The 20,420-nt window shown below is 62.0% G+C and carries 16 protein-coding genes and 1 tRNA gene; 10 read left to right on the forward strand and 7 right to left on the reverse strand.

The features are described from left to right. Positions 1-227 precede the first annotated feature (227 nt). Positions 228-304, forward strand: a tRNA-Asp gene (locus tag ACGYLA_RS05395). Positions 305-429: 125 nt separating this feature from the next. On the opposite strand, the gene ACGYLA_RS05400 is transcribed toward ACGYLA_RS05395, so the two are convergent. Together ACGYLA_RS05400 and ACGYLA_RS05405 are read right to left on the reverse strand one after the other, a co-directional pair. Continuing rightward, entirely contained in the window at positions 430-1,800 is a 1,371-nt protein-coding gene (locus tag ACGYLA_RS05400) for a M20/M25/M40 family metallo-hydrolase (RefSeq protein WP_394430917.1), read from the reverse strand. Positions 1,801-1,881: 81 nt separating this feature from the next. Then, positions 1,882-2,958 (reverse strand): sensor histidine kinase, encoded by a 1,077-nt coding sequence (locus tag ACGYLA_RS05405; RefSeq protein WP_394430919.1) that lies wholly within the window; start codon positions 2,956-2,958, stop codon positions 1,882-1,884. A 222-nt stretch (positions 2,959-3,180) separates the two neighbouring features. Between ACGYLA_RS05405 and hemA the strand changes: the two genes are divergently transcribed. The 3 genes from hemA to ispG all read left to right on the forward strand — a co-directional run bounded on the left by hemA (position 3,181) and on the right by ispG (position 7,039). After that, a complete protein-coding gene (hemA, locus tag ACGYLA_RS05410; RefSeq protein WP_067265045.1) occupies positions 3,181-4,404 on the forward strand; it encodes a 5-aminolevulinate synthase in 1,224 nt (407 codons plus the stop codon). A 120-nt stretch (positions 4,405-4,524) separates the two neighbouring features. Beyond that, positions 4,525-5,826 carry a helix-turn-helix domain-containing protein gene (locus ACGYLA_RS05415; protein ID WP_394430921.1) on the forward strand — a complete coding sequence of 434 codons (1,302 nt, stop codon included), beginning with the start codon at positions 4,525-4,527 and terminating at the stop codon, positions 5,824-5,826. Positions 5,827-5,914: 88 nt separating this feature from the next. After that, complete coding sequence (gene ispG / locus ACGYLA_RS05420) at positions 5,915-7,039, forward strand: flavodoxin-dependent (E)-4-hydroxy-3-methylbut-2-enyl-diphosphate synthase (RefSeq protein ID WP_394430923.1); 1,125 nt, start codon at positions 5,915-5,917, stop codon at positions 7,037-7,039. A 129-nt stretch (positions 7,040-7,168) separates the two neighbouring features. Here the strand turns inward: ispG and ACGYLA_RS05425 are convergent, their stop codons facing one another. Together ACGYLA_RS05425 and ACGYLA_RS05430 are read right to left on the reverse strand one after the other, a co-directional pair. Then, positions 7,169-7,660, reverse strand: a complete 492-nt coding sequence (locus ACGYLA_RS05425) for a disulfide bond formation protein DsbA (RefSeq protein WP_394430925.1) — start codon at positions 7,658-7,660, stop codon at positions 7,169-7,171. A gap of 2 nt (positions 7,661-7,662) precedes the next feature. After that, positions 7,663-8,412, reverse strand: coding sequence for a DsbA family protein (locus ACGYLA_RS05430; RefSeq protein WP_394430927.1), 750 nt, complete (start codon positions 8,410-8,412; stop codon positions 7,663-7,665). 96 nt (positions 8,413-8,508) lie between these two features. Between ACGYLA_RS05430 and ACGYLA_RS05435 the strand changes: the two genes are divergently transcribed. From ACGYLA_RS05435 to ACGYLA_RS05455, 5 genes are all read left to right on the forward strand, one after another. After that, positions 8,509-9,651, forward strand: coding sequence for a pyridoxal phosphate-dependent aminotransferase (locus ACGYLA_RS05435; RefSeq protein WP_394430929.1), 1,143 nt, complete (start codon positions 8,509-8,511; stop codon positions 9,649-9,651). Positions 9,652-9,710: 59 nt separating this feature from the next. After that, positions 9,711-10,931, forward strand: coding sequence for an N-acetylmuramoyl-L-alanine amidase (locus ACGYLA_RS05440; protein ID WP_394430931.1), 1,221 nt, complete (start codon positions 9,711-9,713; stop codon positions 10,929-10,931). A 128-nt stretch (positions 10,932-11,059) separates the two neighbouring features. After that, on the forward strand, positions 11,060-13,615 hold the full coding sequence (locus tag ACGYLA_RS05445; RefSeq protein WP_394430933.1) for a penicillin-binding protein 1A: 2,556 nt from the start codon (positions 11,060-11,062) through the stop codon (positions 13,613-13,615). Positions 13,616-13,741: 126 nt separating this feature from the next. Next, on the forward strand, positions 13,742-14,866 hold the full coding sequence (prfB, locus tag ACGYLA_RS05450; RefSeq protein ID WP_067268656.1) for a peptide chain release factor 2: 1,125 nt from the start codon (positions 13,742-13,744) through the stop codon (positions 14,864-14,866). Positions 14,867-14,915: 49 nt separating this feature from the next. Beyond that, the gene (locus ACGYLA_RS05455; protein WP_394430935.1) at positions 14,916-16,325 is read left to right on the forward strand and encodes an amidase; all 1,410 of its coding nucleotides are present in this window, start codon (positions 14,916-14,918) and stop codon (positions 16,323-16,325) included. A gap of 6 nt (positions 16,326-16,331) precedes the next feature. On the opposite strand, the gene ACGYLA_RS05460 is transcribed toward ACGYLA_RS05455, so the two are convergent. Continuing rightward, a complete protein-coding gene (locus ACGYLA_RS05460) occupies positions 16,332-17,129 on the reverse strand; it encodes a helix-turn-helix domain-containing protein (protein WP_271693498.1) in 798 nt (265 codons plus the stop codon). A gap of 217 nt (positions 17,130-17,346) precedes the next feature. On the opposite strand from ACGYLA_RS05460, the gene ACGYLA_RS05465 reads away from it, so the two are divergent. Continuing rightward, positions 17,347-17,706 carry a hypothetical protein gene (locus ACGYLA_RS05465; RefSeq protein WP_394430938.1) on the forward strand — a complete coding sequence of 120 codons (360 nt, stop codon included), beginning with the start codon at positions 17,347-17,349 and terminating at the stop codon, positions 17,704-17,706. Between the two features lie 12 nt (positions 17,707-17,718). Here ACGYLA_RS05465 and ilvN read toward each other — a convergent pair whose 3' ends face one another. Both ilvN and ACGYLA_RS05475 read right to left on the reverse strand, forming a co-directional pair. Continuing rightward, a complete protein-coding gene (gene ilvN, locus ACGYLA_RS05470) occupies positions 17,719-18,279 on the reverse strand; it encodes an acetolactate synthase small subunit (RefSeq protein ID WP_067268661.1) in 561 nt (186 codons plus the stop codon). Positions 18,280-18,350: 71 nt separating this feature from the next. Next, complete coding sequence (locus tag ACGYLA_RS05475) at positions 18,351-20,105, reverse strand: acetolactate synthase 3 large subunit (protein WP_394430940.1); 1,755 nt, start codon at positions 20,103-20,105, stop codon at positions 18,351-18,353. Between the last annotated feature and the right edge of the window lie 315 nt (positions 20,106-20,420).

Raw genomic sequence — 20,420 nt, forward strand, 5'->3', positions numbered from 1 at the left:
CGGTTGTAGCTCAGTTGGTTAGAGTACCGGCCTGTCACGCCGGGGGTCGCGGGTTCGAGCCCCGTCAACCGCGCCACCGCTGCCTGAAAAGGGGACCTCTTTGAGGTCCCTTTTTTCGTTTCAAATCCCCCTAAAATGCCGCGCAAAAACTTCTGTTCAGAAAGCGCATTTTCTCGCGCGAATGCGCTTGACGCCCCGCGCCCCGTGGCCTATTCCGCCCACATCGCGCGGTTGTAGCTCAGTTGGTTAGAGTACCGGCCTGTCACGCCGGGGGTCGCGGGTTCGAGCCCCGTCAACCGCGCCACTTTCCCCCTCACTACAGTAGACATACACTGCGGCCAAAGTTGCTGCTCCGATGGCGCGTGCCGAGGGTTTTGCCTTGTCCAAGGCGGTATAGTGGCGACCGGGCAGGCCCGATCGCCAGCAGGGTTAGGTCAGCGCATCAATGATGCGCGCCCAAGACCGGATGCCTTTGTGAAAGCTCTCCATGTCGTATTTCTCGTTCGGGGAGTGGATCTGGTCGTCGTCCTTGCCGAAGCCGATCAGCATCGGCTCAGTGCCCAAAATCTTCTGGAAATGCCCTGCGATCGGGATCGACCCGCCGCAGCCGATATAGGCCGCAGGCACCTGCCATTCGTCGCTGAGCGCTTGGCGGGCGGGTTCGAACATCGCATGGCCAATGTCCACCCCCGAGGCTTGGCTGGCGCCATGGCCTGAGAACTCTACCGTGCAGTCTTCGGGCAGCATCTCAGCCACCATCTTGCGGAAGTTCTCGCGGATAGCGAGCGGGTCTTGCGTGCCGACGAGGCGGAAGCTGATCTTGGCATGCGCCTCGGAGGGCAGCACCGTTTTAAAGCCATCGCCGGTATAGCCGCCCCAGATGCCGTTGACCTCACAAGTCGGGCGCGACCAGATCATCTCAAGCGGGGTGCGGTCCTGCTCACCCGCCGGTTTGCTGAGCCCCACGTCGCCGAGGAAGGCGCTATGGTCAAAGGCGAGGCCCTGCCACTGCGCTTCCAAATCCTCGGGCAGGTCCGGCACGCCGTCATAGAAGCCGGGGATGGTGATGCGGCCCTCGTCGTCATGCAGTGCGGCGATCACCTTGCTCAGCGCGCGGATCGGGTTCATCGAAATGCCGCCATACATGCCCGAATGCAGGTCTTTCGACGGGGCGGTGACGGTCAGCTCTTCGCCCAAGAGCCCGCGCAGCATGGTGACGATGGCAGGGGTCTTGCTCTCGAACAGTCCGGTGTCGCAGATCATCGCCACATCGGCTTTCAACTCCTCCGCGTTCTCCTCCATAAATGGGACGAGGGAGGGGGAGCCGGATTCCTCTTCGCCTTCGAGGAAGAAGGTGATGCGGCAGGGCCAATCGCCTTTCACCTCTTTCCACGCGCGCAGGGCTTCGATGATGGTCATCAACTGGCCCTTGTCATCGGCGGCCCCGCGGCCCCGGATCACGCGGCCCTTCTTCGTCTCCTCAACCGCCGGATCGAAGGGGTCGCGGTCCCAAAGGTTCAGGGGGTCGACCGGCTGCACGTCATAATGGCCATAGAACAGTAGATGCGGCTTACCTTCGCCGACATGGCCCACGACCATCGGATGCCCCGGCGTGGCGCGTTTTTCGGCTTCCACGCCCATGGATGTAAGGTCGGCCACCAGCCAATCGGCGGCGCGGTCGCAATCGGCCTTATAGGCCGGATCGGTCGAGATTGACGGGATGCGCAGTAGGTCCAACAGACGGTCGGTGGCGGCGGGCAGATCGTTGTCGATCCGGGCGAGAACATCGTCGAGGGACATGGGCATAATTCCTTGCGCTTGTGAATTTGGCGCGAAGGTATCAGGCGGGCAGGGCGTGTCCAGTGGCCGCAGGGCCCGCGTTCAGAAGGTGAGCGAGAGGCGGCTGCCCTCGGCGGTAAGCTGGCTGTCGACCTGCGCATTGAGCTGCGAGGCCGCCGCCGCCATCAAGGTCTGCCCAATGCTGTCGGCTCGCCCTTTGCCTTCGTTCGCGGCCCCGATGCCATCGTCTTTGCACTCAAGGTGGAAATGCCCGTCCCGCAGGCTGAGGTCGATTTCGATATGGCCGGGCGCGCCATTCGGGAAGGCGTGTTTGATCGAATTGGCGGCAAACTCGCTAATGATCAGCCCCAAGGATGAAGCCGCGCTGGAGCGCAGGGTCACAGGGTCCGACCGGTAGCTGATTTTGACATGCCCCGGTGCGGTTTCCTGCAAAAGCTCCAGGACCCTGTCGAGGTATTTGCCCGCATCGACCTCATCGCGCCCGTGCCCGGATTGCAGTTCACCATGGAGCGTTGCCATCGCGTTGACGCGGCGCTGGATGTCGTTCAACACATTGACCGTGTTCATATCGTCCAACTGGCGGCTGTGCAGCCGCACCATGGCCGACAATGTCTGAAGCGAGTTCTTGACCCGGTGGTCGGCCTCGCTCATCAGCGTCGCTTGGCTGCGCAGGGAAAGGCGCAGGTCGAGCTGTTTCATCACCTGACGGGACAAGACAGAGATCGCCTTGCGTTGCAGCGCGGTCAGCCTGCGGGGTTTGGTGTCGAGGATGCACAGCGTGCCAAGCGGCAGCCCGTTGGACGCAATCAGCAGCGCACCTGCATAAAACCGCAGCCCGTCGCCTGCGGTGCACAGCGGGTTGTCGGCCATGCGCGGGTCTTTCAGCGTGTCGGGAATCTCAACGAAGCGCTCTTCCAGAATCGCGTGAGAGCAGAGCGAGGTTTCGAGCGGCGTCTCGCGCGCACCCAGACCCACTTCGGCCTTGAACCACTGTCTGTCCTTGTCGATCAGGTTGATCACTGAAATCGGCGCGTCACAGATCTCAGCCGCCAGTTCGACGATCTCGTCGAACTCCTCCTCGCGCGGGGTGTCGAGAATATCGTAATTATAAAGCGTCCGCAGGCGCTGGTCCTGCTGGGGATGTGGAGTGGCGCGCAAAACAAACTGCCCTTTCTGGGTTGGTCCTTTGGAAACATGAAAGCGGCTGGCAATACAAGCGAACAATCTTAAATCGAGCGTAGAACGCGCAGCGCCTGCGACAGTTCGCCCCGCAAAGGGGCCGGGATAAGAGATTGAAGCTTCGGCTTTGGATCTGTAATCATTCTAAAAGCTGAATATGGAGGGGCCCCCTCCTGTTCGCGCCAAAAGATGGAGACGCGCATGGACTATAACGAGAAGCTCGACGCGGCGATTGCGCGCCTGCATGACGAAGGACGCTACCGGACCTTCATCGACATCGAGCGTCGCAATGGTCAGTTCCCCCATGCCGTCTGGACCAAACCCGACGGGTCGCAGCAGGATATCACCGTTTGGTGCGGCAACGACTATTTGGGCATGGGGCAGAACCCCGTGGTGATCGAAGCCATGGAAGAAGCGCTGCGCGCCACCGGCGCAGGCTCTGGCGGGACGCGCAACATCTCGGGCACGACGGTCTATCACAAGCAGCTAGAGGCCGAACTGGCCGATCTGCATGGCAAGGAAGCGGCGCTGCTGTTCACCTCGGCCTATATCGCCAATGACGCCACGCTCTCGACCCTGCCCAAACTCTTTCCCGGGCTGATCATCTATTCCGACGCGCTGAACCATGCCTCCATGATCGAAGGTGTGCGCCGCAATGGCGGGGCCAAGCGTATCTTCCGCCACAATGATGTCGCCCATCTGCGCGAGTTGATGGAGGCGGATGACCCTGCCGCGCCCAAGCTGATCGCCTTTGAATCGATCTATTCGATGGATGGCGATTTCGGCCCCATCGAAGAGATCTGCGATCTCGCAGATGAATTCGGCGCGCTCACCTATATCGACGAGGTGCACGCGGTTGGCATGTATGGCCCGCGCGGGGCAGGGGTGGCGGAACGCGACCGGCTGATGCACCGGCTCGACATCATCAACGGCACGCTGGCCAAAGCCTACGGCGTGATGGGCGGCTATATCGCCGCCTCGGCCAAGATGTGCGACGCGATCCGTTCCTATGCACCGGGGTTCATCTTTACCACCTCGCTGCCGCCTGCCGTCGCTGCGGGGGCCGCCGCTTCGGTCGCCTATCTCAAACGCGCGCCCGAGCTGCGAGAGAAACACCAGCAGCAGGCCAAGGCGTTGAAATTGCGGCTGAAGGGGCTAGGCTTGCCGATCATCGACCATGGCAGTCACATCGTGCCCGTCATGGTGGGCAACCCGGTGCACACCAAGCTTCTGTCGGACATGCTGCTCGAAGATCACGGGATCTATGTTCAGCCCATCAACTTCCCCACCGTGCCGCGCGGCACGGAGCGGTTGCGCTTCACGCCCTCGCCGGTACATGGGCCTAAAGAGATGGATGCACTTGTCCGGGGGATGGACGTGCTCTGGTCGCATTGTGCGCTGAATCGTGCCGAAGCTGCGGGCTAACGCAGCGCTATTCGTGTTTTCCGTTGTCTTGTGGTAGCCTTTTGTCAAGAAAAGGCTACATCCGAATCGTTGGGGCGTGTTTGGATCAAAGCTACAGGCTAACAGGGACAGGGCATATTGATGATCGGGCGATGGGCCTCCAGAACCGCTGAGGACGAAACAGTCGAACCCAAAGGGTTCGATGCATTCGAATTGCGGTTGGGAGATGTCATGCGCGGCGAACGGGCCACGCTTGGTAAATCCCTGCTCGACGTGCAGCGCGAATTGCGCATCAAAGCCTCCTATATCGCCGCAATCGAAAACTGTGATCCCGGCGCATTTGACACGCCCGGCTTCATCGCGGGCTATGTGCGCTCCTACGCGCGCTACCTCAATATGGACCCCGATCAGGCCTTTGCCGCCTTCTGCAAGGAATCCGGTTTTGCCGTGGCCCATGGCATGTCCGCCGAAGCCTCTGTGGTCAAAAAGCCGAGCTTTGAGGAGCGCCGCAAGTCCCCGAAAGAAGACGATCTTTTCGCCCGGCCCAACACGCCCTTCGTGCCCACGGGCGACGGGTTGCTCAGCCGGATTGAGCCGGGGGCGGTTGGCTCTTCGCTGGTGCTAATCGCGCTGATCTCGGCCATTGGTTTTGGCGGCTGGACCGTGCTGAAAGAGGTGCAGCGCGTGCAGGTGGCCCCGGTGGATCAGACCCCGATCGTGCTTTCCGATCTCGACCCGCTGGATGGGGCACTGGCCAGCGCGCCTGACGCAGAAGACGATTCCGCCGCGCCGCAAAGCGTGGAAAGCCCCCGGGGCGAGGCGCTGGACCGGCTTTATCGCCCACAAGCGCTCGACGTGCCGGTGCTGGTGGCGCGTGACGCGCCGATTGCTTCTATCGACCCGCGCTCTGTCAGCAATTTCCCGACGCCGGACCGCCCCGATACCGCCGCGCAAGGCACCGTGGTGGCCGAGGCGACGGAGGGCGATGACAGCATCACCAGCGCCATCGACGAGGCGGTGATGCTCGCCAATGCCGATACCGACCTGCCCAAACCGCAGGTTGTGGAGCCTTTGGGCGAGAAAGTGCGCATGGTCGCCGCTTACCCCTCTTGGGTCCGAGTGCGCGCGGCTGACGGCACAGTGATTTTCGAAGGCGTGATGAACAAGGGCGACACATGGGATGTCCCCGTCACTGAAGAGCCGCCCTCCCTTCGGACGGGCGAATCCGGTGCGCTATATTTCGCCATGGCGGATGGCTGTTTCGGCCCCGTTGGGCCGCGCGGAGCAGTGACCTCCAACGTGCCGCTCCACGCGCAGGCTCTGGCTGAGCTTTATGAGCCGGTCGATCCGACGGCGGAGCAATCGCTCAGCCGGATGTTTGCCGATCTCGAAGGCTCGCTCGACCCCTCCGCTCTGGCGGCGATGCCCTGTCAGGGCAGCTAAACGCGCGGGCCGCCGCTTCCCATTGCACATGAGGCCCCGGCTGAATAGGTAGGGGGCCAAAGCCCCTGATCCCGCGAAAGGTGTCTTCATGTCGCTTCATTCCATTCGCCCTTGGCGTGATATTCCGCGTCGCAAGTCCCGGCAGATCATGGTGGGCAATGTGCCGGTGGGCGGTGACGCGCCGATCACCGTGCAGACCATGACCAACACGCTGACCACTGATGTCTCCGCCACCATCGCACAGGTCCAAGCCGCCGCTGACGCAGGCGCCGATATCGTGCGCGTCTCGGTCCCAGATGAGGACTCGTCCAAAGCCCTGCGTGAGATCGTGCCCGAAGTGTCGGTGCCCATCGTTGCGGACATCCACTTTCACTACAAGCGCGGGATCGAAGCCGCCGAGGCCGGTGCCGCCTGTCTGCGCATCAACCCGGGCAATATCGGCGATGAAAAGCGGGTGCGTGAGGTCATCAAAGCCGCGCGGGACCACAATTGCTCGATCCGCATCGGCGTGAACGCGGGCTCGCTGGAGCGGCATCTGCTGGAGAAATACGGCGAGCCATGCCCCGATGCGATGGTCGAAAGCGGGCTGGATCACATCAAAATCCTGCAAGACAACGATTTCCACGAGTTCAAGATTTCCTGTAAAGCCTCGGACGTTTTCATGGCCGCGGCGGCCTACCAACAGCTCGCCGATGCCACCGACGCGCCCATCCACCTCGGCATCACCGAGGCGGGCGGGCTTATGTCGGGCACGATTAAATCGGCCATCGGACTGGGCAACCTTTTGTGGAGTGGCATCGGCGATACCATCCGCGTCTCCCTCTCCGCCGATCCGGTGGAAGAGGTGAAGGTTGGCTATGAAATTCTCAAATCCCTCGGGCTGCGGCACCGAGGGGTGAACATCATCTCCTGCCCCTCCTGCGCGCGGCAGGGGTTCGATGTGATCAAAACCGTCGAGACCTTGGAGAAACGGCTGGAGCATATCAAGACGCCGATGAGCCTGTCGATCATCGGTTGCGTGGTGAACGGCCCCGGCGAGGCGCTGATGACCGACGTGGGCTTTACCGGTGGCGGGGCCGGGTCTGGCATGGTCTATCTGGCGGGCAAACAGAGCCATAAGCTCGGCAATGAAGGTATGATTGACCATATCGTCGAGCAGGTCGAGGAACGCGCGGCGCAGATTGAGGCTGAGGCGGTAAAGGCGGCTGAGTAGGTTGGGGGCTGGGCCGCTGGCGCTGTGTTGGTTGAGAGGCTGGGCAGAGGTATTTTTAAAAGGATGAAGATGATGGGAAGCGCGTGAGCCGGGAGGTTGGCGCGCTTTATCTGTTGTTGGAATGGGTTATTAATCAGTGGGTTGGGGAGTGGTCTTCAGCTTGTTTGGGGTGAGGTGTTTTTCGAGGACGATGGGCGGCATGTACCCGTTGAGGATCATTTCGGGCAGCACGTAGAAGGGGGCGTCGATGAGCTCTAGGGTGGCGGCCCAGCGGGCGGGCTGGGGGTGGCTGAGATCGTGTTGGATGAAGGTGATGCCGTAACGCTTTGTGACCGCGGTCAATTCTTTGGCGGCGGCAGCGCAGGTTTCGCAGTCTTCTGCGGTAAAAAGCGCGATGGGGTGGCCCCCCAGAAGGTCGGGAGCGAGCTGTTCGAGCAGAGACAGGTCGTTTTGGATATGCCGTTGCATCTGCGTTGGGCCGGCCAAGGCTTTGGCGATGACATCGCCATTGGCTAGGATCGCGGCGCGGAGTTCGGTTTCAAACGCATCTCGCGCGGACGGTTCATCGGCCCCGGCGGGCTGGGCCAGCGCGAGCGCGGCCAAGACTGCCAGGGCGCGCATCTTTAGCCGCGCTTTTCTTCTACCAGTGCCATCATTTGATCATAGGGCAGGTAGCCGCGCAGCATTTCGTCTTGCATGACGAAGGTGGGCGTGCCGGTAATTTGCAACTTTTGGGCCAGCGCGCGGGTTTGGGCGATCTCTTGCGTGACCGCGTCGCTTTCCATCTCGGCCTCGATTGCCGCGACATCCAGATCGAAGCTTTCGCCCAAGCGGCGGAGGGCGGGGAGGGTGACCGCTCCGTTGAAGGCCATAAGCGCATCGTTCAGTTGTTTGTAAGCGTCATCGCCCGCGACCTGTTTGGTCGCCACGGCAAAGCGCGACGCCAGCAGCGATTGCTCCCCAAGGATCGGGAGCTCTTTGACGATCAGTTTGATGTTGCCGTCCGTTTCCAGCAGTTTGGCAACTTCGCCATGGGCGCGTTTGCAGTAGCCGCAGCGGTAGTCGAGGAATTCGACCAGCGTGATGTCCCCCTCCGGGTTGCCGCCGACCCAAGAGTAGCCATCGTCGAAAATCTCATCAGCATTGGCCGAGACCAGATCGAAATCCGCCTGCATCTGCGCTTGGGCCTGACGGTTTTGCATCTGCTCCACCGCTTGCAGGATCACTTCGGGGTTTTCCATCAGATAGGCGCGGACCTCGGCCCGGAACTGCGCGCGTTCGGCGTCCGTAAGCTCGGTCAGGTCCATCGCCCCGGCGGGGGCGGCAAGGGTGACTGCACCGGCAAGGGCGGGGGCGAGGAGGCGGGCGAACATGGGCGGTCCTTTCGGTAAAGCTGCGAAATAGGGGCCAAGGGTTGACGCCCGGCATCAGGCGCGGTGAAAGCACATGCCGACAGTAGGAGCAAGCCCATGCGCAATTCAACCAGGTCCGCCGTTGATCCCTTTATCGTGATGGACGTGATGCAGGCCGCCAGCGCCGCCGAAGAGGCGGGCCGTCACATCATTCATATGGAGGTTGGCCAGCCCGGCACGGGCGCGCCGAAAGGGGCGGCGGCCGCGCTGGCCAAGGCGATGGGTGAGGGGGCCTTGGGCTATACTGTGGCGCTTGGGCTGCCTGCTTTGCGCGCGCGGATCGCGCAGATGTATGGCGAATGGTATAACGTCGATCTCGATCCGGCGCGGGTGGTGATCACCCCCGGGTCCTCGGGCGGGTTTCTGCTGGCCTTCACCGCGCTTTTTGATTCCGGGGACCGGGTCGGCATCGGCGCGCCGGGCTATCCCAGCTACCGTCAGATCCTGCGCGCCTTGGGGATGCAGCCCGTCGATCTGCCCGCCGCGCCCGAGAACAGATATCAGCCAGTCGCGGCGGATTTTGCGGGGCAAGACCTGCACGGTTTGCTCGTGGCCTCCCCTGCCAATCCTTCGGGTACGATGCTCGACCGACCCGCCTTGACGGCGCTGACGGATGCCTGTGCGGCCAACGACATGTCCTTCATCTCGGATGAGATTTACCATGGCATCGAATATGACAAGAAGGCCGTGACCGCGCTGGAGGTCACCGATGACTGCTATGTAATCAACTCCTTCTCGAAGTATTTCTCGATGACTGGCTGGCGCGTGGGCTGGATGGTGGTGCCCGAGGATCAGGTGCGCGTGGTCGAGCGGATCGCGCAAAACATGTTCATCTGCGCACCCCATGCCAGCCAGATCGCCGCGCTGGCGGCGATGGACTGTGACGACGAATTGCAGGCCAATCTGGCGGTTTACCGGCGCAACCGCGATTTGATGATCACCGGTTTGCAAGAGGCGGGGTTTACCGACATCGCCCCGCCCGATGGGGCGTTTTACGTCTATGCCGATGTTTCGCGCTTTACCGATGACAGCCGCGCCTTTGCGGCGGAAATTCTGGAGAAGGCTGGCGTCGCCGTGACCCCCGGGCTCGATTTCGACCCGGCGCGGGGGCATAAGACGCTGCGCTTTTCCTATGCGCGCAGCACGGCGGATATGGAGGAGGGCATCGCCCGGCTCAAAGCCTTCATGGCGGCGCGCTGAGTGCTGGTTTGGCCGCGCGGCAGGTGGTAGAAGGGCGAAAACGGGCAGGGTGGTCGATCATGCGGGCAATTCTTAGAGGACTGGCAGTGGCGCTGGCCTGTGCGGGGCCGGTCACCGTCGCGGCGCAGGAATTGACCGCGCTGGCGCGGGTCGATCCGGTCGAAAGCGCTGTGAGTGATCGCTGGTTTGGCAAGACCGACCTGACCGTGGCGCTGAGCCAGGGGGTGCCTTTCCGTGTTTTTCTGCTGGATGATCCCGCCCGCCTGATCGTCGATTTCCGCGAGGCGGATTGGTCAAATGTCGCCCGGGGAGATCTGTTGGGAAAACCGGGCCGTATCTCGGCCCTGCGGTTTGGCGCGTTTCAGCCCGGTTGGTCGCGTCTGGTGGCGGATTTGGCCGAGCCGATGGTTCCCGCCGAGATTGGCATGCCGGTCGATGCAAGCAGTGGCAAGGCGCGGCTTGAGATTACCTTGGAAGTCGTCGAGTCGGAGGTTTTTGCCAAGGCCGCGGGCGCGCCGGTGGACCCTGATTGGACCACCGCGCTCACCGCGCCGCCGAAACCTGCGGTGGCAGACAAAGACAGTTTCACCGTCGTTCTAGACCCCGGCCACGGCGGCATCGACCCCGGTGCGCAGCGCGAGGGGTTGGACGAGAAAGACCTGATGCTCAACTTCGCCCGCGACCTGCGTGATGCGCTGCGGCGCAAGGGTGTGGATGTTTTGCTGACCCGAGACGAGGATATCTTTGTGGCTTTGGAGCACCGGGTGGCCATCGCCCATCAGGCTGAGGCCGATCTGTTTATCTCGCTCCACGCCGACAGCCTGTCGCAGGGCGGGGCGAGCGGGGCGACGGTCTATACCCTTTCCGATGATGCCAGCGATGTGGCGACCGAACATCTGGCCGCGCGACATGACCGGTCGGACATCATCGCGGGGGCGGATTTGACCGGCTCAGATGATCAGGTGGCGGGCATCCTGTTGGACCTTGCCCGGCAAGAGACCGAGCCGCGCTCAGATCCGCTGGCCGAGATTTTGGTCGAGGGCATGGGCGCAGCGGGCGGGCCGTTGAACAGCCGGCCTCTGCGGCGGGCGGGTTTCTCGGTCTTGAAGTCTGCCGATATTCCTTCGGTTTTGGTCGAAGTGGGGTTCCTGAGTTCCAAGCGCGATCTGACCAATCTGCGCGATCCGGTGTGGCGCGCGTCGATGGTGAGCGCGATGGCGGATGCGATCGTGACATGGCGTGATCAGGACGCGGCGCTCAAGCCTTTGATCAGAAAGTAAATTAGAAAGATATGGCTGCTTTGGCGATGGGCGAAGATTCGCCCCCGCTGGCGGCCATGTGTTTTGACCCGAGCCGGTGCATCCTGTATAGGCTCGGAACTGTCTCTAGCCAATGGTGGTCCGCGCGCGTGTTTCGATTTGTTCTGTCCTTTTTCGGGGGGATCTTTACCACCCTGACCCTGAGCGTCGGCATGGTGGCTTTGACCATCGGAGCGGTGTTCTGGATGTATGGCCGGGATTTGCCCAGCCATGAGTCGTTGGCGCAGTACACGCCACCGACGATCAGCCGGATTTACTCAGGCCAAGGCCGTCTGATCGACGAATTCGCCAAGGAACGTCGTCTTTTCGCCCCGGCCAATACCATTCCGGATCTGGTGAAACAGGCCTTCATCTCGGCAGAGGACAAGAACTTCTACACTCATGAGGGCTATGACCTTCGCGGCATCGGTGCGGCGGCGGTGGATGCGGTCAAATCGCGCGGGCGCGATGTGCGCGGGGCTTCGACGATCACCCAGCAGGTGATGAAGAACTTCCTGTTGTCGGGCGACCGCCGGGCCGAGCGTAAAATCAAGGAGATCATCCTTGCCTCGCGTCTGGAAGAGACCCTGAGCAAAGAGAAAATTCTCGAGCTCTATCTGAACGAGATTTTCCTCGGCCAGAACTCCTATGGCGTGGCGGCGGCGAGCCAGACGTATTTCAACAAGACGCTGAGCGAGTTGGCCCCGCATGAGGCGGCCTTCCTCGCCTCGCTGCCCAAGGCACCCTCGGATTACCACCCGGTGCGCCGCAAGGACCGCCTGCTGGCACGGCGGAACTTCGTGCTGCGCGAGATGAAAGAGAACGGCTATATCTCGGAAGCGGTCTATGAAACCGAAGTGGCGCAGCCGCTGCGCTCGGTCCAGAACGGTGATTTCGAGAGCTTCAAGGCCGAACTGCCGCCGCGGGATTACTTCACCGACGAAATTCGCCGCCAGTTGAGCGAGGATTTCGGTGAGGGGGAGTTCTTTACCGGCGGTCTGACCGTGCGCGCGACCATCGACAACGAGATGCAGCCCATCGCCGCCAACGCCCTGCGCCGTCAGCTGGAGCAATATGACCGCGGGCAGGGCATCTGGCGCGGGACACGCTTCGAGATCCCCGCCGATCAACTGGACAGCGAAGAGAAATGGCGTGCAGCACTTGCGGACCTGCGGGTGCCGCGCGACATCGATCTGGAGAACCAGTGGTATCCGGCGGTGGTGCTTGAGGTCGGCAGCAATGACGCCCGCATCGGGATCGAAGGCGTCGAGGATGACGAAGACGGCCACTGGATTCCGGCCAAGGACGTGCAATGGGCGCGCAAACGGCTGGATGACGGCTCTCTCGGGCGCAAGGCTCAGGTGGCGGGCGACCTGCTTGAAGTGGGCGAGGTGGTCTTGGTCCGGCGCATGACCTCGGACAGCGACGGCTCATTCATCCGCTGGACATTGCGGCAGGTGCCAGAGGTGCAGGGCGGTTTCGTCGCGATGGACGTGCACACGGGCCGCGTGATCGCGATGCAGGGTGGCTTTTCCTATCAGGCGAGCGTGTTCAACCGCGCCACACAGGCCAAGCGCCAGCCGGGGTCAAGCTTCAAGCCCTTTGTCTATGCCTCCGCGCTGGACAGCGGCTATAGCCCCGCGACCATCGTGGTCGATGCCCCGATTGAGATCAACACGCCGCAGGGCGTTTGGCGACCGCAGAACGCCTCGCATAAATTCTATGGTCCGACGCCCCTACGCACCGGGATCGAACAGTCGCGCAACCTGATGACCATCCGTCTGGCGCAAGAGGTCGGGATGGATGTGGTCGGCAGCTATGCGGAGCGTTTCGGCGTCTATGACGACCTCGCGCCCTTGCTGTCGAACGCGCTCGGCAGTCAGGAAACCACGCTTTATCAAATGGTTTCGGCCTATGCGATGTTCGCCAATGGCGGTGAGCGGGTGCAGCCCACTTTGGTCGACCGGGTGCAAGACCGCTATGGCCGCACCGTCTACAAACATGATGAGCGCAAATGCTACGATTGTGAGCAGATCAACCTCGCCCCCGGCGAAGCGCCGCGGATCATTTCCAACCGCGAGCGGGTGATGGACCCGGTGACGGCCTATCAGCTGACCTCCATGATGCGCGGCGTGGTCGAGCGTGGCACGGCGCGTAATGCGGTGAACCTGCCCGTTCCGATCGCGGGCAAGACAGGCACCACCAACGATGAGAAAGACGCGTGGTTCGTGGGCTTTTCGTCCAACGTGGTGGCGGGCTGCTACATCGGTTTCGACACGCCGCGCCCAATGGGCCGGGGCGCGGGCGGTGGGCGGCTGTGTGCGCCAGTGTTCCAGCGCTTCATGAGCCAAGCGATCAAGAAATACGGCGGTGGTGACTTCACAGTCCCCGACCAGTGCCGCTTTATCAAGATCGACCGTTTCACAGGTGCGCGGCTGAGCGACAGCGCCACCGGCGCCAATGTCGTGTCGGAATGTTTCCGCGATGGGGAAGAGCCGCTCTTTGGCATCTCTTTCGACGGTGGCTTTGCGATGGGGGCGGATCTGCCGCTGGTCGAAGAATTGGGTGGCTCCTCCTCGCGTGAGGTCACCACATCGACCGGCAAGAAAGCCACCGTTGGCCCCAAGGCAAGCTTTGGCACGCTGAGCTCGGGCGGTCTTTACTAATCAGGCCAAAGGGGGCGGGGCAAAGCTGCGCTTTGCCGCCCCCCACTTGCCGCCGCTGGCGGGCTGGTCTATCTCTCGTGCGGCTCCGGTTTTCGGGGCCGCATTACTTATCAAAGGCAGGCACACATGCGCGCAGAGGCACAGAATACCGCGGACCAGATCAGCAAATCGCTGGAATTGCTGGCCCAGCGACTGGATGTGGAGACCGCGCCCTACCGGCTGGAAGAATTCAACGCCCGCGTCGAAGACCCGAACCTTTGGGACAACCCCGATGCGGCGCAAAAGCTGATGCGTGAGCGTCAGTCGCTGGTCGATGCCATCGACACCTATGAGGGCATCAAACAAGAGTTGGCCGACAATCTTGAACTGATCGAACTGGGCGAGATGGAAGAGGACGAAGAGGTCATCTCTGACGCCGAGGCCGCGCTGAAGGCGCTAGCCGAAAAGGCCGCGCAGAAGGAACTCGAAGCGTTGCTGAACGGTGAGGCCGACAGCAACGACACCTTCCTTGAGATCAATGCAGGCGCGGGCGGTACGGAAAGCTGCGACTGGGCCAGCATGCTGGCGCGGATGTATGTCCGCTGGGCCGAGAAGAAGGGCTATAAGGTCGATCTTCAGGCCGAAAGCCCCGGTGACGAGGCGGGCATCAAATCCGCGACCTATAAGATCGAAGGCCATAACGCCTATGGCTGGCTGAAATCCGAAAGCGGTGTGCACCGTCTGGTGCGCATTTCGCCCTTCGACTCGGCAGCCAAGCGGCACACCTCTTTTACCTCCGTGAAGGTCTACCCGGTGGTCGACGACAATATCGAGATCGAGGTGAACCCCTCCGATATCCGCATCGATACCTACCGGTCCTCCGGCGCGGGCGGTCAGCACGTCAACACCACCGACTCGGCGGTGCGGATCACCCACCACCCCACTGGCATCGTCGTGACCTCTTCGGAGAAATCGCAGCACCAGAACCGCGACATCGCCATGAAAGCGCTGAAGTCGCGGCTCTATCAGATGGAGTTGGACAAGCGCTCGGCGCTGGTGAACGAGGCGCATGAGAATGCAGGCGACGCGGGCTGGGGCAACCAGATCCGCTCCTACGTTCTGCAGCCCTACCAGATGGTCAAAGACCTGCGCACCAATTACGAGACCTCGGACACCAAAGGCGTGCTCGACGGCGATCTCGACGGGTTGATGGGGGCGACGCTGGCGCTGGCGGTCTCGGGCAAAAGCCGGGCCGAGGCGCAGGGCGACTGAGCCCATGACGTCCCCTTCATGGAATGACAGTGATCAATAGGGGGACATGATGGAATTGCTAAATTGGGACGCCTCAGAACTGTCTGAGGCACTGGCCGCGCGAAAGATCTCCGCGGTCGAGTTGATGCAGGCGACATTGGCCCGGATCGAGGCGGTGAACGGCAGGGTGAATGCCGTCGTCTCCCTCCGCGATCGCGACGCTTTGCTGGCCGAGGCTGAGGCCGCTGACGCGGCCCCACGCAAGGGCTGGCTGCACGGCATTCCCATGGCGATCAAGGATTTGGCGGATGCGGAAGGACTGCCCACCTCGCAGGGCTCGCCGCTGTTCGGCGCGGCCCCGGCCACGCGGGATCACCCGGCGGTGGCCCGTCTACGGGCCGCCGGGGCGATTGTGATTGGCAAGACCAACACCCCGGAGTTTGGCCTTGGCAGCCATACGTTTAACCCGGTGCATGGGGCGACCTGCAACCCCTATGACCTCGGTCGCTCGGCTGGCGGCTCCTCTGGCGGGGCGGCGGCGGCGCTCGCGGCGCGGATGGTCGCCGTTGCCGATGGGTCGGACATGATGGGCTCCCTGCGCAATCCGGCGGGGTGGAACAACGTCTACGGCATGCGGCCCAGCTGGGGCACGGTGCCTTCGGGCAATGACGGCGATCTCTTTCTGCACCAGCTTTCGACCTTGGGGCCGATGGCGCGCAGCCCGCGTGACCTTGCCGCCCTGCTGGACGTGATGACGGGCTATGATCCGCGCGAGCCGCTGACCCGGTCCACACCCGACACCGCGCCGCAGATCGACGCGGCATTGGCCCCCCAGCGGATCGGCTGGCTGGGTGACTGGGGCGGTGCCTTCCCCTGTGCGCCGGGGATCATCGACCATAGCGAGGCGGCGCTGAAGCACTTGGCCGACCTCGGCCATGCGGTCACGCCTTTGGCGGCACCCTTTGATGCGGAGGCCATGTGGGAAAGCTGGATCACCCTGCGGTCCTTTGCCGTGGCGGCCTCTCTCGGGACGATCTATGACGACCCCGCTCGGCGCGAGGGGCTGAAACCCGCCGCGCAATGGGAGGTCGCACGGGGGCAGGGGTTCTCGGCCTCTGACATCCAGCGTGCCAGTAGCATCCGCTCCGATTGGTTCCGCGCGGCGGATGCTCTTTTTGAGGAAGTCGATGTGCTGGTGCTGCCCTCGGCGCAGGTCTGGCCCTTTGCAGTCGAACAGGTGCACCCGACTGAGATCGACGGCCAGCCGTTGGATACCTATCACCGTTGGATGCAGGTGGTGGTCCCGGCCAGCCTGATTGGCCTGCCGGTGGTCAACATCCCCGCGGGTTTCGACGCGCGCGGTCTGCCCTTGGGTCTGCAACTGATCGGCAGGCGCGGCAGTGACGCGCGTCTGCTCCAATTGGCCCAAGGTTGGCATGAGGCGACGGGCTATCCGCAGGCGCAGCCGCCCCAGCTCTAGCGGGGCTCAGTTAAAGGGCGCGTCGGGCTGAAGCAGGCGGCGGTGGTAGGGCATCAGCGCGTCGATGTCGGTGAACCCCGCCTGCCGCGCGGCGGGCAGAACGGTTTTGGGGTCTCTGCCGATATACTCATAGGTCAGCCGGGTCACCCGCGTGCCCGCGGCGCTTTCGGGGGCGGTGCGGGTGACGTAGCCCACCCAAAAGTTATTCTCGAAAGAGGCGACGCGGTTGAGGTAGTTGAACGACCCGGTCAGCGTGCGACGCCGCGAAACGACGATGGAAACCCCATTCTCTTGTCGTGAGACGATGCCGCGATATTCCCGCGCCATCGGGTTGGTCGGCAGCTCTTGTGCGCGCAGCGATGGCGCACTCTCATAGCCGCGCAGGAAGGTGCTGCTGCCATGGCGCGTGATAAAAACCACGCCGGTCACGAACCTGTCCTGATCCAGAAAAGACCGCCGCGCGAAACGGTAAAAACCGCTTGGGAAATCCGCCTCGGGCACGTTCTGAACCCCGGTGCCCAGAAAGTCGCGCAAGAAGCTGTTGTTGATCGGATCTTGGTTCAGGGAAATCTCGGTTACCGGCTCCAGCAGCACCCGCGCGTCGATCTCGAAAAAGCGGCAGATCCGGGCCAGTACATCGGGCCGGGGGAAGCTTTCGCCCGAGAGGTAGCGGTTGAATTGCGTGCGATTGATGCCAAGCTGCCGGGCAAGGTCAGAGATCGAGGGGTAATCCGCTGCCAACTGGCGCAGATTGGCGCCGAACATGCTACGAAGTTCAGAGGGGGAGCGGTTGGGAGCGGACATGCAGCCTCGTTCTGATTTGCGTCGCGGCCTTAGAATAAAAGCCGTTATGGCCAGATGGTTAACAGACTGACGCGAAGGCGCGTCAAAGCTGACGCTGATTTGTAGCTGACCCTACTGGAACCGACACAAAATGCAAGCGGACGTTGCATTTTAATCTATGTTGCACCCCTTTCGATTGTCGCAGAATGGAGAACAAACATCGAAAGCGGGGTGTACTATGATTGGTGTAGTTCTGTGGAGCGATAATAGCGCCGGAAAAGCGGTTTTCTGGTGCGAAGATCAAGGCGATCTTGCCTATTACGAAGAGCCGGCGATCCGTGTCGGGCAGGGGGCGGGGTTTGACACGGGCGATATGGTGCAGTTCGACGTCTCAGTACATCGCAAGCTGCGTATCGCGGACAACCCCCGGCTGGTGCAGGAGAAAGCGGCTTCGCATCTGCCCGAGGCGCTGCGGCAAGATAACCCCGTGGCGGCAGAGCCGGAGGCAGAGGGAAAGCGCCAGCAAGGCGCCCAGATCATCCCCTTTACCGCCAAGCCCGGACCGCGCCAATTCCGCGCGGCCCAGCTGAAAGCTTAAACGCCCCGCGTGTCAGACACCACGGGCGAGGGCGGCCACGCCGGTGCGGGCGACATCAGCCAGCCCCAGCGGGCGCATCAACTCGGCGAAAGCGTCGATCTTGTCGGGCGCGCCGGTGATCTCGAAAACAAAGCTTTCGAGCGTGCTGTCGACCACATTGGCGCGGAAGATATCTGCCAGCCGCAATGCTTCGACCCGATGCTCGCCCTTGCCGACGACTTTGAAAATCGCCAGTTCCCGCTCCACGCTTGGCCCTTCGACGGTGAGGTCATGCACCTCATGCACCGGCACGATGCGACCGACCTGCGCCTTGATCTGCTCGATCACCTGCGGCGTGCCGCTGGTGACGATGGTGATGCGCGACAGATGCCCGGTGTGGTCCACCTCGGCCACGGTCAGACTGTCGATATTGTACCCCCGGCCTGAGAACAGGCCGATCACCCGCGCCAGCGCGCCGGGCTCGTTCTCGACCAGCACGGCCAGCGTGTGTTTTTCAACCACATCCGAGAAGTTGGGCCGTAGGTTATAGGCGGAATGCGAGGTCGCACCTTTTTTGATTTTTAGGGCAGCCATGTCTTCGTCCTTCTTCATCTTCGCCGGAAACTTCAACAATTTCCGGGACGTTTTCTTTTAAAGAAAACGGGTTACACCAACACCGATCCTTTTGCGTCGATCACACCTTGAGTCTCATGATCGCCGGGCAACAGCATTTCGTTATGCGCCTTGCCGCTTGGGATCATCGGGAAGCAGTTCTCATGCTTCTCGACCAGACAGTCAAAGATCACCGGCCCGTCGTGGTTGATCATCTCCATGATCGCATCATCAAGGTCATCGGGGTCCGAGCAGATGATCCCCTTGGCGCCAAAGGCTTCGGCCAGTTTGACGAAATCGGGCAGGGCTTCGGACCAGCTTTGCGAATAGCGCTCACCATGCAGCAGTTCCTGCCACTGGCGCACCATGCCGAGCCGTTCGTTGTTGAGGATGAACTGTTTCACCGGCAGGCCGAATTGCATCGCCGTGCCCATTTCCTGCATGTTCATCAGCCACGAGGCTTCACCCGCCACATTGATCACCAGTGCCTCGGGGTGGGCCATCTGCACGCCGATGGAGGCGGGGAAACCATAGCCCATGGTGCCAAGGCCGCCCGAGGTCATCCAGCGGTTCGGCTCCTCAAAGCCGAGGTATTGCGCGGCCCACATTTGGTGCTGGCCCACTTCGGTGGTAATATAGCGGTCATGATCCTTGGTCAGCGCTTCGAGCCGTGCCAGCGCGTGCTGCGGTTTGATCACCTTGCCGGTCTGGTTGAACTTGAGGCAGTCGATGCTGCGCCATTCTTCGATCTGCTGCCACCATTTCGCCACCGCCTCGCTATTGGTTTTGCGGCCGCGCGATTTCCAGACCTTCAGCAGATCTTCGAGCACATGGGCCACATCGCCGACGATCGGAATGTCGATGCGGATCACCTTGTTGATCGACGATGGGTCGATGTCGATATGCGCCTTGGTGGATTTCGGGCTGAAACTGTCGATCACGCCGGTGATCCGGTCATCGAACCGCGCGCCGATGTTGATCATCAGGTCGCAGTCATGCATCGCCATATTGGCCTCGTAGAGCCCGTGCATCCCGAGCATCCCAAGCCATTTGTCACCCGACGCCGGGTAGGCGCCGAGGCCCATCAGGGTGGAGGTGATGGGAAAGCCGGTGGCATCGACCAATTCGCGCAGCAACTGGCTCGCCGCCGGGCCGGAGTTGATGACCCCGCCGCCGGTGTAGAAAATCGGACGCTTCGCCGTCTCCATCGCCGCGACCAGTTCGGTGATCTCGGCCATGTCGCCCTTGACCTGAGGCTGATAGCGCGAGGTGGAGGGTTTGGGGGACTCGTAGTGGCCAGTGGCGAATTGCACGTCCTTGGGGATGTCGATCAGCACCGGGCCAGGGCGGCCATGGGTGGCGACATGGAAGGCCTCGTGCAGAGTGGCGCCAAGGGTGTCGGTCTCTTTCACCAGCCAGTTGTGCTTGGTGCAGGGGCGGGTGATGCCCACGGTGTCGGCCTCTTGAAAGGCGTCGGAGCCGATCATGAAGGTCGGCACCTGACCGGTCAGCACCACCAGCGGAATGGAGTCGAGCAGCGCATCCGTAAGGCCCGTGACCGCATTCGTGGCACCAGGGCCGGAGGTCACCAGCACAACGCCCGGCTTCCCAGTGGAACGGGCATAGCCTTCGGCGGCGTGCACCGCCCCTTGCTCATGGCGCACCAGAACGTGCTTGATCGAATTCTGCTGAAAGACCTCGTCGTAGATCGGTAGCACCGCGCCACCGGGATATCCAAAGACGGTGTCCACACCCTGGTCAATCAGGGCTTGGACGATCATTTTCGCTCCGGTCATCTGGCGTTTCATCTTGGGTGCTCCGTAAGGCAGGTTATTGCGATTGGCATAAAAAAACCCCCGGTCTGACGGGGGCGCATGGGAAGGATTATGGTCTACCGTTACCGGCCCATGCGCGTGTGTCTTACAATAATGACTAGGTCGGTCATCTTAAGGGTCCTTTAAGCGTGGCGTGAGATTAGGAGGGGGAAAGAGGGGCGTCAACAGAGAAATGGCGAAAATCTTGTGCGCCGGGCGGGATTGTTTGTAGGTTTATTTCGCAATGCGTCTCATCTTGGTTATTTTCGGAAAGATTTGATCGGCGTGGCGTACTTTCCTGCATTTCCG

It is taken from the genome of Sulfitobacter sp. 1A13679 (genome assembly GCF_043557115.1).
In the GTDB taxonomy this organism is placed as follows: Bacteria; Pseudomonadota; Alphaproteobacteria; order Rhodobacterales; family Rhodobacteraceae; genus Sulfitobacter; species Sulfitobacter faviae.